At 28.1% G+C, this 1,468-nt stretch carries 1 pseudogene; it reads right to left on the bottom strand.

Annotated features, from left to right (window positions below):
• Nucleotides 1-273: 273 nt before the first annotated feature.
• Nucleotides 274-606 (bottom strand): annotated as a pseudogene (locus CN925_RS15260) (IS3 family transposase); the annotation flags it as partial.
• Between the last annotated feature and the right edge of the window lie 862 nt (nt 607-1,468).

Here is a 1,468-nt window from a genome sequence, read left to right as displayed (position 1 = left end):
TTTAAATTAGCATTTGTATCCTGACCTTTCAAGGCATATTGAGTGTGGAAACATTCTAATAAAATTAATGACGGTTAAACCATAAAACGGCATCGGAAAGTACTGTTTACCAATGCTGTTTTTGCCTCTTAAATAACCACGGTGAACCATACCACAAATTAGGTAAGATAGAAGAATTCCAATCTGAATTAATTATTCGCCATTTTTGAAAGTTTATAAGTTAAACATTGATTGTGAATAAGCTATTGTGTAAGTAGAAACTAGACCCTGTTATTTCATAATTCGCCCAATGCGACGTCTAGAAACAAACTTCCCAAGCTTGTTTAACATTTTCTTAATCTTACGAGTCCCGTAGTTTTGACGACTGTCATAAAAAATCTTAATGATATGAGACGTAATTTCATCTTCAGCTTGGCGTTCTTTTGCCTCATAATAATAGGTGCTTCTTGGTAGTTGGAGGACTTTACACATTGCTGATATCGAGTATTTGTGCAGGTTATTCTTAATCACATTTACTTTCGTCCTATTTTCAGCGCTGCTTAAAATATCATTGCCCATTTCTAGTTGCTTGTTTCTTTTTCGGAGTTCCATTAGTTCCTTTTGTTCATCTGAAAAATCCCTTATATTTTCTTTCTTTTGACGAAGACTTGGTATATAAACTGAAAGATATTTATATTATGACTTTCGTAAAAGGTATTGAGGGAAGGATAAGAAAGAAGGGAAAGAAATTAATATAGAAACTGAGATTCCATTTTGGGAATTTCTTGATATTGAATTTAATAAAAATGAAAATACTTTTATTTTTACCGTACATTACACTCAGAAACCAACTTTCCCTTCTCTTTTTAAGTATTTAGTACAGTCACCATCACTATCAAAATTAGATGATGCTTTAAACAAAGATGAGAAATCAAGGATATATAAACAAGATTGGCAGTATAAAGAAAACTTAGAATTTGAAATTAGAACGAAAAATTTAATTTATACTCTTATAGACACAAATGCAAAGTTATTATATGTAGGGGAGGCTAAAGACTTAATTAAAAGACTTAATCAAAAGTACACTTCTATTCCAAACTGGAACTACTATAAATATAACGATTTACCAGATGAGTTATCAAAATATAGAGTATCAATTGAACGGATGATTATTAGAGACTATGCAACACTTTTGGATAATAAAAAAGAAATATCTAATATTTCAATATCTGATTATAAATTAGCAAATGATAAAATAGAAGTAAAAATAAACTTATAAATTGTAATTATCGAGAAAAAATATGTTGGAAGAGCTACTAAAATAGGTAGTTCTTTTTTATTAATATTTTATCTTTAAGAAAAAATAAATCAATTTTAAAGGCCATGTCTAAATACAATAATTGTAAATAATGGTGAGAAATTTCATAGAATAAGTTTTTTTATTAAGATATAATTGTAATTAGTGAAATAAAATTAATAAATGTAATAT

Origin of the sequence: Bacillus sp. AFS055030, from assembly GCF_002574545.1 — a bacterium.
Lineage (GTDB): Bacteria > Bacillota > Bacilli > Bacillales > Bacillaceae_G > Gottfriedia.
The sequence above is the reverse complement of the archived record's forward strand: the minus strand, read 5'-3'. Positions and strand labels throughout refer to the sequence as shown.